We start from the raw sequence: 14,173 nt of genomic DNA, 5'->3' as shown, positions 1-14,173 counted from the left end.
GAAAAGTGGCTCTTTTTACAGATTTATGTGATTTTAGAGAACAACATTGTTTATAGTAGATTTTGTGTTATATCACAAAATTCAAAGGCATACCGTTTTTCATTATTGCGTGGAGCTCGCCCTGTATCAGAGGCATGAGATAGTCATATGCAGGGGCAAGAACGTTGTTTCCCACCTCATTTATCCACTCCCTCGGGAAAAATTTCTCGGAATTGGCGGCTTTCGCAGCGTCTACAGTGTCTATCCTGTAGCTGTAAGGCATATTTGACTCTCTGACAAATGTCATCATACAGCCTGATTTACCCTCAAGTCCTGCTCTTACAGCAGCCATTCCGATAGCCTCTGAGGACTGGATATCCTCGAGTGAAGCTATATGCGAGCTGCATCTCTGCATTACATTAAGCTCGATAGAACGCACTTTACAGCCTATTTCAGCAGCAACAAGCTTTTCAAGGAACTTGCCGATACCCGAAAGATAGCTGTGACCGAACACGTCCTTGAGACCTGACTGATACTCCTCGGAGGCGAATTTGCCCTCTGCGGTCTTTACTCCCTCGGAAACAACGACGATAACGGCTCTGTGCTTCTTCATTTCTTCCTTTACGTCGGACAAAAATCCCTCGATGCTGAATGTTGTTTCAGGCAGGTATATCAGATGCGGAGCGCTTTCGCCGTTGGCTCTGATACAGCAGGAAGCTGCGGCAAGCCAGCCTGCGTGACGTCCCATAGTTTCGATAACCGTAACAGATGGTATGCTGTAAACATTGCTGTCACGGGTTATCTCCTGAACTGTGGCCGCAACATATTTCGCAGCAGAGCCGAATCCTGGGGAATGGTCGGTCTCGCACAGGTCGTTGTCGATAGTTTTGGGGATACCTATCATTTTTATGTCGTCTATCCCTTTATCGCGGAGATATGCGGAATACTTCGCTACAGTATCCATTGAGTCATTGCCGCCGATATAGAAAAACATTCCTATATCACGTTTCCTGAGTACTTCCGTAATTCGCTCGAATATTCCGGAATTCTCCATATGATTGGGAAGCTTTCTCCTGCATGACCCGAGAACTGCGGAAGGAGTTCTCAGAAGCAGCTGATAGCTTACGTCGCTTGTGATCTTCTCGGAAAGATCTACCATTTCATCGTTGATAACTCCCTCGATACCATTCAGCACGCCGTAGACCTTGCCGATCTCGTCAATGCGCTGTGCTGCGCTGTAAACTCCTGCAAGAGAAGCGTTGATGGCGCAGGTAGGACCTCCTGATTGTGCAACAGCAATATTCATATTTTCAATTCCATGACTGAGTAATATCCCGAACTCAGCCGTTCCTCCCATAAGATCAGCCTTCAGGCTGTAATATAATTAATGTTTGCTCAACAATTAAAATTCACTGTAAAATGTATAATAAAGTCAATTTTAAGTTGTCAAAGTGCAAAAAAAGAATTTTTTCTTGAACTTTGTTTTGCCCGAAAGGGCAAAATGAGCATAACATAAAGAAATGTGCAGCGCAAATTCCAAATTTAAAAAGGATTTGCGCTCCCTGAACAAAGTTCAGGGCAATAACCGCCTAACGGCGGTTATTGAGTACACATTAATTATATCACAGAAGAAACGGCTAAATCAATAATTAGAACCGCCAAAATAATTCAAGTCAAAATCGCAATATTTGAACAAAAGAGCAATAAATGCATAGCGAGCAGCAATTATTGGTCACTCAGATAAGTCCGAAATGTTTAAGGGCATTTGCTATGCCGTCCTCTTCAATGGGAGTTGTAATATACGAAACATAGGGATATATTCTTTCAGCGCCGCCCATTGCTATACTGTTCGGAACAGCTTCGAGCATTGGCAGGTCGTTCATGCTGTCGCCGATAGCATAAGCTTTTTCCATAGGTATCCCGAGCTTTTTAAGTATAAACTCAATACCCGTAGCTTTTGAGTAGCCTGATGGGACGTTTTCGTAAAAACCGCCGCCTCTGTCGATAATTGAGAAGTTTTTCCCTATTTCTCTCCTGAAAAGCTCCATATTGCTGTCAGGGGTTGTCCATATTACGAACTTGTCAAAGCCGAAATCCTCGTCCTCGACTCTGCCGCTGATGTCGATACCGCTGTCCACAAAGACTTCCATGAATGACTCCAGGCCTTCACAATTAGGCGCCTTATCGTCGAAGAAATATCCGTCTGTATGCTCGTATACAGGTGTGACACGGCATTTTCTCATAAGAGCGGCAATGCTTCTGCATTCGCTCTGTTCGATGGTACGTGAAAAGAGCACCTTACCGCCGTACTCGATATAAGTACCGCAGCCGCATATATAGCCGTCAAAGCCAAGCTCCTTGATCTTAGGACTGATATTGAACGCAGTTCTGCCCGAGTTTATAAATGTAAGATTACCGTTCTTCCGCGTCCGGGCTATTGCTTCCCTTGTACTCTGCGGTATCAGTGATCTTTCGTCCTCTGTGGCGATAGTTCCGTCAATGTCAAAAAATATGATCGAACTCATTAAAACACTCCTTTTTTCATACAATAATCATTATATTACCTTGTGATAATAATGTCAAGCCTTGATAAAACCTGTTCAGCATGATATAATGATTTTGATATCTGAATACAGAATGAGGTGACAGAAGTGCTTCATATTTATTATGGGAGCGGAAAAGGGAAGACTACTGCCGCTGTCGGACTGACTGTCCGTGCCTGCGGTTCGGGTATGAAGACTGCTTTTTTCCAGTTCCTTAAAAACGGTTCATCTTCCGAGATAAAAGTTCTTGAAAAGCTTGAGAATAATACGGTATTTTGCTGCAAAGAGTGTACAAAGTTTACCTTTCAGATGAACAGCGCGGAAAAGCAGCTGATAACGGCTGTACATACCGATATGCTGAAAAAAGCTGCAGAACTCGTAGAAACCGAAAAAGTTCAGCTTGTTGTTCTTGATGAGTTCCTCGACGCATACGGCAAAAAGCTCATAGATACAGAACTTGCGGAAAGCTTTATCAGGAGCTTTTCAGACAGAGCCGAGATAGTTATAACCGGAAGGGAGCCGACAGAGCTTTTCATGACAACCGCAGACTATATCACGGAAATGACAGCTGTAAAGCACCCATATCAGAAGGGAATAACCGCAAGAAAGGGTATAGAATACTGAATTGCAGCGGAAAGACCTTTTTTCGTTGCATTTTATCCTGAATTATGATATAATTATCATATTATAAGGGGAAATCTGTCAGACTTTTTTTGAACGGAGCTGAATTTAATTGTACAGGATACTGCTTGTAGAAGACGATAAGGAAATAATTGACAATCTCATAGAATTTCTCTCAAAAGAGGGATTCAGCGTAAAAAACGCCAAAGGACAGACTGCCGCAATAGAGCTCGTTGAAAAGGAGAGTTTTGACCTTGTACTGCTCGATGTTTCCCTTGCAGACGGCAACGGTTTTGCGGTATGCTCGGCAATAAAGTCAAGCACCTGTCTGCCTGTTATTTTCCTGACTGCCTCGGGTGATGAGTTCAGTACGGTAACAGGTTTTGATCTCGGAGCTGACGACTACATAGCCAAGCCTTTCCGTCCGCGCGAACTCATATCGCGTATCAAGAACGTACTAAGACTAACCGGAACTGCCGGAAATATAACTCAGCTCGGCGATGTTACGGTTGATACCGTAAAGGGAACAGCAAGCAAGAACGGAAAGGATCTTTTCCTCTCAGCCCTTGAGTACAGACTGCTGCTTGTATTTATCAACAACAGGGGCGCTGTTATGACCAGGACCAAGCTCCTTGAGTCTATATGGGACATTGCAGGGGACTTTGTCAATGATAATACGCTTACCGTATACATAAAGCGGCTTCGTGAGAAAATAGAGGACGATCCTCAGAATCCCGAAATAATCAAGACCGTAAGGGGACTTGGATATAAGGTGGACGCATGATGAAGCTCTTACGAAACAAAGAAGTACTGAATTCACTGAAATTTTTCGTGCTTATATCAGTTATCGCGATTATTGCAGCATGGATATATGATAAACGGCTCGTAATAGCTGTTCTCTGCGTCTGTCTGGCTTTCTGCATTACTCATTTTATCACTGTCTGGTACAGGTATAAAAAGATAACGGATCTTTCCGGGAAGATAAACAGCATACTTCACGGCGATGAAGGCGTAAGTATCGAAAACTGTTCCGAAGGGGAGCTTGCGCTTCTTAGCACTGAGGTCTACAAAATGACTGTAATGCTGAGAGAGCAGAAATCAAAGCTCATGGACGACAAGATGTATCTTGCGGACCTTCTTGCGGATATCTCACATCAGATACGAACTCCTCTGACATCTATAAATATTCTTGTTTCCATGCTGTCAGAGCCTGATATGACATATGAAAAGCGCGAGCAGACAGTTCAGAAGCTGTACGGTCTGCTTTCACGCATCGACTGGCTCATAACCGCGCTCCTCAAGCTTTCAAAGCTTGACGCAGGTACGGTAAGATTCAACAGGGAACACATAGCCATGCACGATCTTCTTGATAAAGCGTGTATGCCTGTCCGCGTTCCTATCGAGCTTCGCGGTCAGCAGCTCGAAATCGAGTCTGACGGCGAATTGTCCTGCGATATCGCATGGAGCTGCGAGGCTATAGGAAATATCGTAAAAAACTGTATGGAGCATACTCCCGAAGGCGGTAAAATAACCGTTGTCGGCACTCATAATCCGCTGTATTCCGAAATAAGGATAAGCGACAGCGGAAGCGGCATAGCAAGCGAGGATCTGCCGCACATTTTTGAAAGGTTCTATAAGGGCAAGGATTCCGAGGATAAAGGCGGATTCGGTATCGGACTTGCTCTTGCAAGAACGATAATCACCGAGCAGAATGGTACTCTCAAGGCTGAGAATTCTCCCGACGGAGGTGCTCTGTTCACTTTAAGATTTTACGAAAGCACGGTATAAGCGGAGAAATATCTCCGCTTTTTCTTTTGTGACATTTTTGTTATTTTCGAGTCACCGTAAAGTCATATTGACATGGTAGAATAAACACAGAAACTCAGAAAAGGAGTAATTATTATGGAGATCTTAAAAGTTGAGAATTTATGCAAGACATATGGCAGCGGTGAAAATGAAGTCCATGCTCTGGACAATGTGAGTTTTTCTGTCACAAAGGGAGAATTTGTAGCTATCATCGGTCCTTCGGGTTCGGGAAAGTCCACATTGCTGCATATTCTCGGCGGAGTTGACAAGCCTACATCGGGCAAGGTATATATGGACGGCAGCGACGTTTACGCTCAGGACGACGATCAGCTTGCTATTTTCCGCCGCAGACAGGTCGGCTTGATATATCAGTTCTATAATCTTATCCCCGTGCTCAATGTTACGGAGAATATCACACTTCCCGTGCTTATGGACGGTCAGCAGGTGAATAATGACAGACTTAACGAGCTGCTCGAAACATTGAAACTCAAAGGCCGCGAGGGACATCTTCCCAATCAGCTTTCGGGCGGTCAGCAGCAGAGAGTTTCTATCGGAAGAGCTCTTATGAATGCTCCTGCAATAGTTCTCGCAGACGAACCCACAGGAAACCTCGACAGCAGGAACAGTCAGGAGATAGTTGAGCTGCTGAAGCTTTCAAATCAGAAGTACAATCAGACTCTTATAATAATAACACATGATGAAAACATTGCTCTCCAGGCTGACAGGATACTTGCCATCGAGGACGGAAGGATAATTCGTGACGAGGTGATACGCAAATGAACATATTCGATAAGGTCACGGTCAAATCGCTCAAAAAGAACAAGATACGGACTCTTGTCACGATCATCGGCATAATGCTTTCAACGGCGCTTATATGTGCCGTAACCACATCTTTTGCCTCAGTAAGACAGTATGCTATCGGCTTTATGGAGTATTCCGAGGGAAAGTGGCATGGCCGCGAGGACAGTGCGGACTATTCCACTTATATGAAGCTGAAGGATTCAGATAAGATCAAGGATATGGGCGTCCTTTCCTATATCGGTTATGCTGATATAGGAAGCTCCAACGCATACAAGCCATATCTCTATATTTCTGGATTTGAAGAGGATGAGGACGGCATGATACCTGTTCATCTTATTTCGGGAAGAATGCCGAAGGACAATACGGAGATAATCATTCCGGATCATCTTTCACAGAACGGCGATGTGGACCTAAAAGAAGGGGACAGTATCTCTCTTGGTATCGGCGACAGAAAGCTCGATCCAGTCAAGCTTATAAAATACGGTATGTCAACTGCGGGAGAGGTTGGAGACAGAATATCAGAGATAAAGGGAATTAAACTCATACAGAACAATCCTTTCAGAGCGACAGACGGCGATGACGGTGAAGTTCTCGCTGCCGAATACCTTGATGTAAGAGAAGAAAGACAGTACACTGTAGTCGGAATCTATAAGCGTTCGTTTAACCTGGAAGACTATTCCGCTCCGGGATATACAGCATTTACAGTTCCTGATGAATATGGCAATGATACTGAATTTGATTTATACTACCGCATGAATAATCCAAAGGAGCTTTACGGGTTTAAGAAGGAAAATTCTCTTGAAGGCATGAACAATACATCGCTTCTCTTATTCAAGGGAGTTTCAAGGTATGAATCGTTCTATGGCGTGATATTGGCACTTTTCTGCATAGTTATAGGACTTATCATGTTCGGTTCGATAATGCTTATTTATAACGCTTTTGCAATATCGGTTTCCGAGAGAACGAAGCAGTTCGGACTCCTTTCCTCTATAGGAGCTACAAGAAAGCAGCTCCGCAAAATGGTCAGGTTCGAGGGTACAGCCCTAAGCATTGTAGGTATACCGCTCGGTATACTCCTCGGAATCGCAGGTATGTGGATAACTTTCCTTGCTCTCGGCAGCAGATTCTCGGTATTTACTGATGATTCTTATCCGGAGAAACTGCGTATTTGCATTTCACCTGCAGCTCTTATCGCAGCGGCTGTTATAGCCTTTGTAACTATCAGGATATCTGCATGGATTCCCTCAAAAAGAGCGACAAAGGTCTCGGCGGTTGATGCTATCCGTCAGAATACCGACATAAAGCAGACAAAGCACATCAGGACTCCCAAATTCATATACAAGCTCTTCGGACTTCCGGGTGTTCTCGCACATAAGTACTTCAAGCGTAGCAAAAAGAAGTACAGAGCAACTATAATAAGCCTCTTTATGAGCATATTGCTTTTTGTTTCGGCGTCGGCATTCACAAATTACCTTACGGCAGCTTCATCTGACGCATTCGACAGTGCGAGCTTTGATTATGAATTGTACTGGAATACGAGTAACAGAGTCAGCAATGGCACAGATCAGGAAGATATTCTGAAAGCTATCAGAAATACAGAGCATATCACAGATGTGTCGTATCTTTTCAGAGCATTTCAGGATGTCTATGTCTCAGAAGATGATATAGACCCGAAAGCACTCAATAATTATGAAGAAAGAGATAAGGAGCGTGAGGAATATAAGATGTTCTTTACACCGATCTTATTCATAGATGACGCAACATATGTCGATATGCTTCATCAGTACGGGCTTTCGGAAGAAGCGTTCTATAATGCTGAAGCTCCTCTCGGCGTTGCATTTGACAACGGTATGATGCTTGACGAAAAAACAGGAAGAGTAGTGCGTCTCAACATCTTCAACAAGGATAATGTATCGTTGATAACCGAAGCATTTGATGAGCAGGAAGGATATCCATATTTGAGTAACGAAGGTGATTATGTTGTATATTCCAACGGTACTGACGAAAAAGTTGTACCGACCGAAGAATGCGTTCATGACATTCAGCTCAATATAGGAAAGGTCCTGCCCGACAGACCTTATTTTATAGGAGAATACGATAATTCACTGGTTTACCCGTACAGCTTCAGGGAAAAAATGAGGGTCGGAAATTTTGAAGAGACCTACAGCCTTATCTATTTCATGAAGTCCGACGATACAGATAAGGGCTATGAAGAACTGCAAAATTTGATAAAACAAATGAAGATAGATGAGACATTCGTGTACAATTACGCACAGTCTATAGAAGATGACAGGAATGCAACGCTTATCATAAAGGTGTTCGCATATGGATTCATCGTACTTATCTCACTTATTGCGGCTGCGAATGTATTCAATACTATCACAACGAATATCAATCTTCGCAGAAGAGAATTTGCAATGCTCAAATCAGTGGGAATGACACGAAAGGGTATGAGAAAAATGCTGAATTTCGAGTGTCTGCTCTATGGTTCAAAGGCACTTCTGTACGGAATACCTGCATCGGCAGGAGTTACATACCTTATTTACCGTGCGATAAACAGAGGAATAGACACTCCGTTCACAATGCCGTGGAAGGCTGTAGGTATCGCGGTCCTTAGCGTTTTCCTTGTAGTGTTTGTAACGATGATGTATTCTATGGGCAAGATCAGGAAGGACAATACTATCGACGCTCTTAAAAATGAAAATCTCTGATATCCTGTGCCGATAAAGAAAATGGTGGTAAAATGAAAGAAAAGCTCAGAAAAGTAAGAGAACCTTTGGCAATAACGAATAAAGCGGCTTCGGTACGCAATACAGTACTGATAGGTATCTTTGGTCTGGCTATGGGATTTATTGCCAAGTGGCTGGACGGGCTTCCATACGGCTCGGATATATGGTGGCGAAAACTCATAGACAGGCTTGACCTCGGAAATGTTTTGTCATGCCTGCCTGTATGGATACTTATTGCGCTTATCATATCGGTATATAGTTTTACGCCGTTGAAAGCAGCAGTTAATACCTTTGTTTTCTTCGCGGGAATGTGCCTGGCATATCATGTATATACCATATTTTTCTGCGGCTTTGACCCGGGCAGCTATATGATGATATGGTACGGGCTTACACTTGTTTCGCCGCTGCTGGCGGTAATATGCTGGTACGGTAAGGGACCGACTTTAGTCTCTTCTGCAATATCAGCGCTGATATTTGCATTTCTCACGCAGGGCTGTTTTTCAGTGGGCTGGTTATACTTCGGCTTAACGAGTGCCGTAAATACCGTAATCTTCATTGCTGCGGCTGTTGTTATGTACAGAACTACGAAGCAGATAGTTTCGGGCATCGCAGCAGGAGCGGTACTGGCTTTACTGATGTCACGCTTTGTGAATCTGGGAGCTTATTAACTGTATGAACAGGGATAAAAGGGATATTACATAGAAAAAGCGGAAGCAATTGCTTCCGCTTTTCGTTATAATATGTTGTTTTTTATAGCAAAGACTGCAAGCTGGGTGCGGTCTTTCAGGCCTAGCTTTTCAAGGAGCCTTGAGATCCCGTTTCTTACAGTTCCTTCCGCGAGGAAAAGCTTTGAGGCGATCTCTTTATTGTCGGCTCCGTCACAAATGAGCCGAAGCAGGTCGATCTCGCGCTCTGTAAGGTCATAATTCCTGGCGTCCTGCTGCATATAAACGTCTTTTTTTATGGATCTGAAGATATTATCGCAGAAAACATTTATTCCGCCTGCAACAGCCTTGATAGAGCCGATTATCTTGTCGTTGTCCATTTCCTTCAGTATGTAGCCGTCTGCACCGCTGGCAATAGCTTTGTCGACAGTTTCCTTATCGTCGAATGTGGTCAGCACAAGAACTTTAACATCGGGAAGAGTATCCTTTATTTTCCTTGTGCCGTATCCGCCGTCGTAGTCGGGCATTCTCATATCCATGAGAACGACATCGGGCTTTAGCCTTACGCTCATTTCGTAAGCCTCCTTGCCGTCAGAAGCCTGACCAACCACTTTGATATCATCGTCGCTTTCAAGCACTGTACTCAGACCTGCGCGCAGTATCTGAATGTCGTCTGCCAATATAACCTTTATCATATCTGCACCTCTTTTACGGGTATTTTTATCATGGTATTGAAGCCTTCTCCCTCGATAGAGCTGAATCTTACAGTTCCGCCGAGAGCTTCTGTTCTTTCACGTATGCCTCTGAGACCGTTATGCTCGGAGATATGGCCGCAGCCCCTGCCGTTGTCGAGAATATATAGCTCAACGCGGTCGTTAAGGAATTTCAGTATGATATCTATTCTCGAAGCTTCGGAATACCGCAGAGCGTTGGTGACGGTCTCGCGGCAGTTATCATACATTTCCTTTATACAGAATTTATAGCGTTTGTCCTCTTCGCCCTGTATGCAGAGCTCTATATCCACGCCTCTTACAGCTGTAGTAACCGTCTGTACGGCTTTTGTTATAGAAGTCATAAATTCATCGTCGCGGAGATTGTTAATAGTACAGCGAAGCTGGGTAACGCCGCTTCGTGACAAGCCGTCTATCTCGGAAATGTTTTCCAGCATCTTGTCAAAAGAGGGCTTTTTCTGCTGTGCCTCATGCTTTAAGAGCTTTGCAAGGGAACTTATCATTGTAAAGGTATGACCTGCCGAGTCGTGCATTTCCTGAGCTATTCTGTTGCGTTCCTGTTCAAGACTGAGCTTTTTTTCAGCAGAAGCAAGCTCGTGGTATTCTGTGACGTTGCTGATAGTCACGACTCTTGCAACTTTGGTTCCGGATTTGTTTTCGCAGTTGGACTGTTTAAGATTATAGAATTCATCCTTGTAGACAAGCTCTATCGACTCAAAGTCGTTGTCGAATGTCTCATTAGTTATTTTTTCAATCTCTTTAAGGAAGTCGTTCAGAGTAAGAATATTCCTGAGAAACGGAAGAGCTTCCGCGAATTTGTTTTTATATGAAACAGTTCCGTTTATATCGAAAATAACAACTCCGCTGTTGATATTCTGTATAGTATCGCGGATAGCTATGCTGTTTATATTGAGAAGCCCGTATTTCCCCAGGGCAATGAGTATCAGCAGGCTAGAAAAAACAAAAAACAGGGGAGTAAGCGTTATTGATGACTTGAAAACTCCTGTAAGTGTAAGAGTATTGATGCCAAGAGGTATAGCCGCTGACAATATAAGAAGAAATGATTGTTTGCTGATCTGATCCTGTCTGCGTGTATGTTTGAGACATATCATGGTAATTCCTGTGATGATGCATATGTAGTATATTGCCTGGAAAACGTAGAAAAGCGGTCCGTAAGTGACCTTGCTTATGTCAAACTCGGCATAATACAGATGATGGCGGGGATTTGCAATTATCAGGGCAATAGAGGTGAGCGAGACAAGAGGAAGTATATGCATGATGTGTTTGAGCTTTTTGCTCGCGCTGACATATTCTGCCGAAAGCATGAGCCAAAGAGGTCCGAAAAAGCTTATGCCGATATTTCCTATAAGGTAGCTTCCCCACAGCTGTTCGGTATTGACTGACCAGAGGATAAGGAGCTCGGAAATAAGCCACAGTACAATAGAAAGCTGACAGCTAATAAACAGGTGAGTGAGTCTGTTCCTGTTTCCGCGCCTCAGTATCCACGTGACGGAACCAAGCATACCGCACAGACCAAGTGTAAGAAATACAGCCGAAATAATATTTGCAGTCATAATACACCTCGCAGTATAGGCAGACTTTAAATTATATGATATAATTGTCCGATTGCAGGGAGCAGATCTAAGGTCTGCATATCTGTAGTGACGTTGAAATTGTAAATAATGTTCGATTTACGAACATTATATCACATAAATTGGAAGATTGCAACATTAATATAAAAAATTAACGTGTTATTAATAATACTGAACAATATAAAACTGCAAAAGTTCAGCGCCCCACTGTTGCGGAGCGCCGATTTTTTACCATGTCCAGCCACTGAATTTCTTTACAACCGATGATTTTATGGTCTCGTTGTTCTTCTTGCAGTATTCGTTGCCTGCTGCGATACCGATGAGGATTATTCCTGCAATAAAGAGGTATATCCACCAGTTCAGAGCCATGAGGTATTCTCTTGTTGCATAGACGGTGATTGTGAAAAGTGAGATTGAAGCCGCTGCAAACCAGGTCTTTGACCTTGTGCTGATGGAGATTATGAGTATCACCAGCATAACCGACATTGAGAAGATAGTATTTGCTGCCGTGTCGAAGTAGAGGGTGTCAAAAAGCAGAGCTGCTATCGATGTGATGAATATGCTTTCGGACGCAAACCTTGAAGCGTTTTTGAACTCTCTCCATATATAGCGGCAGGCAATACCAAGGAGAGCGATTATCGCGATGTTTATCTTGCTTGAAACTGCCTTTGAATCAGGTACGAGATAAGGCCTTGTCATAAGAGCTGCTGCTGCGAGTACAGATGAAACTGTAAGGAGAATAGCAGCCATAGGCCTGGAGGTGTTCTTTTTGATGAATGAAGCTGCATATACTGCAGTTGCGATGAGGGCAAAGAAAGCGTTCATTCTGACGGGCTGGTACATACATCCGATAGCAAGCCATACAGTCATTATCATGGGGTCAAGTATGAACTTGTCGTTTTTCTTTGTGAATATACCGTCGTGGTACACAAATCTTGATATCGCCATATAAGCTATAGCCAGCGCCATAAGTCCGAGAACGAACTGTAAGCTGTCCCTGCCGCAGATGCGGCTGAGTGCCTCATAAACTGTTATAATAACCGAAATTGAAGGAATAAGAGCTGTGATATTGGATTTTACTCTGTTTGAGAGAGCAAAATGAATAATGCAGAGAAGGAGAGTGATTATGAAGAGAGTATCGTACATTGCCATTTCATAGAGGAATATTCCTGTTGCAACAAGGTTGGCATAAAGTATAGCGTCGCTTCTGCGAGGGTGTTTTGCATGGAAGTTGAAAGCAATCTTCGGAAGAAAGATGAAAAGTGCTGTTGCAGCAAGGATCACGGATATAAATACTGAAGCGACTATCGAATCTGAATGCTTCATGCCGGAAGGCATTATCTTCATTGCCGAGAAAGCGTTACAGCAGGCAAATAAGGGAGCTGCGATGCCTGCGATCCTCTGTACGATAATATTCTTGTGGAACACATAGACTGTGATGAGAGCTGATACTGCAAGACCGATGATGATCTCGGGTACAAAATGTGCTTTTGTTACTGAGAAAATTGCAATAAATGCTGAACTTACCATATTTGCGAGAGTGATTGACTCTGTAGCGATATTGTTTAAAAGCTTTGTGAAGCGGTGTGCGAGATAGATAATTACAGAAAGGACAGCAAAAATCACGATACCATACCTGTCATCTGCTGTTTCGAGAACGCTCATTGTGATCATGTAAGCCAGTAGAATTGCGGATATAGATTCGCTTGCGATAAGGACGATATTTTGGTATTTAACGCCGTAGATAACGAGCTGTGCGATTATGAGAGCAACTATGATGAAGCTTGAAGCTGTCGGATGGCGAAGACTTGAGAAAACGTAAAGCACAGAAACCGAGCCGAAAACAAATGCTGTGACGGAGCCGGTTATTCTGAACGGGAGCTCGAACTTCCTGCCGTTAAATGTTTTGGTTCCGTAAAGGAGCGCAAGTATTACTGATGAAATTATAATGAAAGCCATGCCTTTGCTCTCAAAAGTGCTGCAAAACTGAAATACTACGCAGAATACCGAATATGCAGCAGTGGAAAGAGCTGCGTAAACAAGGCCGTTCTTTTTGAATACAGCGAAGCCGGTAAGGAGCAGGATAGTCGTGGTAACTGCAGCTAAAGCGAGGAGGGCGTAAAGTCCGCCGCCGCTGAATGACAGCCACTCGCCCATGAGCTTGTAATAGCCTGCTGTGAGGAGCGTTGTTGCGGTAAAACCAGTGCCGAGCATATAAAATGAAATGGAAGTTCCCGAAAGTTTGAGAAATTTTCCGATAACAGCGCTGAGAATGTATGAAACAGCTGCTGCGGCAGCTATTATCGCTGCTCTGCCTGTATGGGTGGTATGAACCCAGCTGGCAACTCCGAATGCAAGCCCCGAAAGAACTACAAATATAGTGCCGATAAGGAAGAGAACATTGGAAACAGTCATGTCGTGCTTTTTGATCTGTTTTTGCTGTGCCTGAGGCGGATTACCTCCGTTCTGAGCGCTCTTCTGCTTATCAGACTGTTTTACAAGTCCGATAACAATGAACGGGACTGCAAAAGGGACAGCGATAAGGAATGTGATCAACAGGGTTATGCGTAACATTTATATCATCCTTTCTAAGAGATCAATGTTGTTTTTCTTTACTGTGATTACATAATAACACTTCATCGAATGATTTGATAGATGATATTTGTCACATTAGGAGTGACATTTGTCACTTTTTTATTTAAGGAG

General features: G+C 43.5%; 11 protein-coding genes. 6 read left to right on the top strand and 5 right to left on the bottom strand.

Annotation, left to right across the window (positions count from 1 at the left end):
- Positions 1–67: 67 nt before the first annotated feature.
- A complete protein-coding gene (locus tag IKW96_RS03190; RefSeq protein ID WP_296570196.1) occupies positions 68–1,285 on the bottom strand; it encodes a 6-phosphofructokinase in 1,218 nt (405 codons plus the stop codon).
- A 430-nt stretch (positions 1,286–1,715) separates the two neighbouring features.
- Positions 1,716–2,504, bottom strand: a complete 789-nt coding sequence (locus IKW96_RS03185; protein ID WP_296570194.1) for an HAD-IIB family hydrolase — start codon at positions 2,502–2,504, stop codon at positions 1,716–1,718.
- 126 nt (positions 2,505–2,630) lie between these two features.
- Here IKW96_RS03185 and IKW96_RS03180 point away from each other — a divergent pair, with 126 nt between their 5' ends.
- The 6 genes from IKW96_RS03180 (at position 2,631) to IKW96_RS03155 (ending at position 9,147) form a co-directional block, all read left to right on the top strand.
- Positions 2,631–3,146, top strand: coding sequence for a cob(I)yrinic acid a,c-diamide adenosyltransferase (locus IKW96_RS03180; protein ID WP_296570191.1), 516 nt, complete (start codon positions 2,631–2,633; stop codon positions 3,144–3,146).
- A 109-nt stretch (positions 3,147–3,255) separates the two neighbouring features.
- Complete coding sequence (locus IKW96_RS03175) at positions 3,256–3,927, top strand: response regulator transcription factor (protein WP_296570189.1); 672 nt, start codon at positions 3,256–3,258, stop codon at positions 3,925–3,927.
- The gene (locus IKW96_RS03170; RefSeq protein ID WP_296570187.1) at positions 3,927–4,931 is read left to right on the top strand and encodes a HAMP domain-containing sensor histidine kinase; all 1,005 of its coding nucleotides are present in this window, start codon (positions 3,927–3,929) and stop codon (positions 4,929–4,931) included. Before IKW96_RS03175 ends, IKW96_RS03170 begins: the two co-directional genes overlap by 1 nt.
- A gap of 114 nt (positions 4,932–5,045) precedes the next feature.
- Positions 5,046–5,729 (top strand): ABC transporter ATP-binding protein, encoded by a 684-nt coding sequence (locus tag IKW96_RS03165; RefSeq protein ID WP_296570184.1) that lies wholly within the window; start codon positions 5,046–5,048, stop codon positions 5,727–5,729.
- Positions 5,726–8,461, top strand: a complete 2,736-nt coding sequence (locus IKW96_RS03160; protein WP_296570181.1) for an ABC transporter permease — start codon at positions 5,726–5,728, stop codon at positions 8,459–8,461. Before IKW96_RS03165 ends, IKW96_RS03160 begins: the two co-directional genes overlap by 4 nt.
- Before the next feature lie 32 nt (positions 8,462–8,493).
- Positions 8,494–9,147 (top strand): hypothetical protein, encoded by a 654-nt coding sequence (locus IKW96_RS03155; protein WP_296570179.1) that lies wholly within the window; start codon positions 8,494–8,496, stop codon positions 9,145–9,147.
- 65 nt (positions 9,148–9,212) lie between these two features.
- Here IKW96_RS03155 and IKW96_RS03150 read toward each other — a convergent pair whose 3' ends face one another.
- From IKW96_RS03150 to IKW96_RS03140, 3 genes are all read right to left on the bottom strand, one after another.
- Positions 9,213–9,839 carry a response regulator transcription factor gene (locus tag IKW96_RS03150; protein WP_296570177.1) on the bottom strand — a complete coding sequence of 209 codons (627 nt, stop codon included), beginning with the start codon at positions 9,837–9,839 and terminating at the stop codon, positions 9,213–9,215.
- On the bottom strand, positions 9,836–11,449 hold the full coding sequence (locus IKW96_RS03145) for a histidine kinase N-terminal 7TM domain-containing protein (protein WP_296570176.1): 1,614 nt from the start codon (positions 11,447–11,449) through the stop codon (positions 9,836–9,838). The genes IKW96_RS03150 and IKW96_RS03145 overlap by 4 nt, the downstream gene beginning before the upstream one ends.
- A 246-nt stretch (positions 11,450–11,695) precedes the next feature.
- Positions 11,696–14,041, bottom strand: coding sequence for a hypothetical protein (locus tag IKW96_RS03140; protein ID WP_296570175.1), 2,346 nt, complete (start codon positions 14,039–14,041; stop codon positions 11,696–11,698).
- Between the last annotated feature and the right edge of the window lie 132 nt (positions 14,042–14,173).

Source organism: Ruminococcus sp., assembly GCF_017549005.1.
Taxonomy (GTDB): domain Bacteria; phylum Bacillota; class Clostridia; order Oscillospirales; family Ruminococcaceae; genus Ruminococcus.
This window is presented reverse-complemented; position numbering and strand designations above follow the sequence as displayed.

Excerpts from the sequence above, each read along its gene's own strand:
- IKW96_RS03190 (WP_296570196.1), bottom strand. The coding sequence starts at position 1,285 with ATGAATATTGCTGTTGCACAATCAGGAGGTCCTACCTGCGCCATCAAC.
- IKW96_RS03185 (WP_296570194.1), bottom strand. The coding sequence starts at position 2,504 with ATGAGTTCGATCATATTTTTTGACATTGACGGAACTATCGCCACAGAG.
- IKW96_RS03170 (WP_296570187.1), top strand. The coding sequence starts at position 3,927 with ATGAAGCTCTTACGAAACAAAGAAGTACTGAATTCACTGAAATTTTTC.
- IKW96_RS03165 (WP_296570184.1), top strand. The coding sequence starts at position 5,046 with ATGGAGATCTTAAAAGTTGAGAATTTATGCAAGACATATGGCAGCGGT.
- IKW96_RS03160 (WP_296570181.1), top strand. The coding sequence starts at position 5,726 with ATGAACATATTCGATAAGGTCACGGTCAAATCGCTCAAAAAGAACAAG.
- IKW96_RS03155 (WP_296570179.1), top strand. The coding sequence starts at position 8,494 with ATGAAAGAAAAGCTCAGAAAAGTAAGAGAACCTTTGGCAATAACGAAT.
- IKW96_RS03150 (WP_296570177.1), bottom strand. The coding sequence starts at position 9,839 with ATGATAAAGGTTATATTGGCAGACGACATTCAGATACTGCGCGCAGGT.
- IKW96_RS03145 (WP_296570176.1), bottom strand. The coding sequence starts at position 11,449 with ATGACTGCAAATATTATTTCGGCTGTATTTCTTACACTTGGTCTGTGC.
- IKW96_RS03140 (WP_296570175.1), bottom strand. The coding sequence starts at position 14,041 with ATGTTACGCATAACCCTGTTGATCACATTCCTTATCGCTGTCCCTTTT.